The following is a 1101-nucleotide window of genomic DNA, read 5'->3' as shown; positions in this document are numbered from 1 at the left end:
CCACACTCCTGCGGGCCCTACTCGTCCTCGCGAACAGCGAAGTACAGCGGTGAACGGGAAGGGCGGACGATCTCGCCTCGACGATCACGCCGCCTGTCAGCGCGAGAACCTCACCGCCGCATCACACCAGCCCCGCTGAACAGCAAAAACGAGCATGGCGGATTTTCATGCAGGGCGGCGAGGCGCGCGCCAAGGACAAGCGCTCCAATGTGGACCGGATCTTGGCCGTCGTCATCTTCCTGCGCAAGATCGGCACCCATGACCTGCCCACCCGCCTCTTCGGCGTTGCCGGAAGCACGCTCACGCTGGCCGTTCGAGAGGCAGGGCCCTCCTGGCCGAGCACGTCGTCCCGCCCTCAACCGCCAGGTTCCACAGCCTTATAGATGTCGCCGCCTACCTCGACACATACCACGTCCAACCCTCAAGGAAGCTCAAACCCGCAAGTTGATTCTCTGCGAGCCCTTAGGTGTGCCAGCGGCTGCACGAGGCGCTGCGGATCAGGCAACAAGTCGTCGTCGAATCGCTTCTCTTGAAACCCACTTCCGCGTCAACCGTAGGTCGGCTCTGTTGTCGGTGCCGGTAGAGCAAGTCCGGTCACGGCGTTTGCGAGGACGCCTACAGGGTCACCCGATACCTGCCGGTCGCGCCGCCAGGCTGCCAGGGTCGTCAGTTCCAGGTGAGTGCCGCAAATGGGTAGGCAGAGCACCTGTTCGTCTTCGAAGATTCGCTTGACGACCCCGCTTTCGTCGAGGGCGATCACGGTAAAGGCGCGGCCGGTGGAGACGACATGGGGGAGGCCGATGGTGTTCTCGACGATCACTCGCAGGTGCACTCCGGCGTCGTGCATGAGGGCGTCCAGGTGTTTCAGTAGTGTCGGGGAGTCGTCCATTCCGTACATGGCGAAGGCCAGCGGGGCCAGCTCCTCCAGACGGATCGATTTGCGACCGTCGAATCCGGCTCCGGCTGCCACGACGATGCCAAGGGGGCGGCGGCTGACCGGATGTGTGCTCAAGCCCGGATCCACGACGGGTCCGCTCACCAGGGCCATGTCCAACTCTCCAGCGAGCAGCGCGTTCAAGAGGTAGCGGGCAGCCCCAGGAC

The 1101-nt window shown here is 64.1% G+C and carries 2 protein-coding genes; one reads left to right on the top strand and one right to left on the bottom strand.

Annotation, left to right across the window (positions count from 1 at the left end):
- Nucleotides 1-167 precede the first annotated feature (167 nt).
- Nucleotides 168-383: a hypothetical protein gene (locus ACZ5CR_RS46845; protein ID WP_468870163.1), complete on the top strand. Its 216-nt coding sequence runs from the start codon at nt 168-170 to the stop codon at nt 381-383.
- Nucleotides 384-547: 164 nt separating this feature from the next.
- Here the strand turns inward: ACZ5CR_RS46845 and ACZ5CR_RS46840 are convergent.
- Nucleotides 548-1101 (bottom strand): LysR family transcriptional regulator substrate-binding protein (locus tag ACZ5CR_RS46840; RefSeq protein WP_468870162.1); only part of this gene is annotated, 554 nt, incomplete at its 5' end.

It is taken from the genome of Streptomyces sp. NPDC031274 (assembly GCF_055570235.1).
Note: the sequence above shows the minus strand (reverse complement) of the source record. Positions and strands in the feature narration are given on the sequence as shown.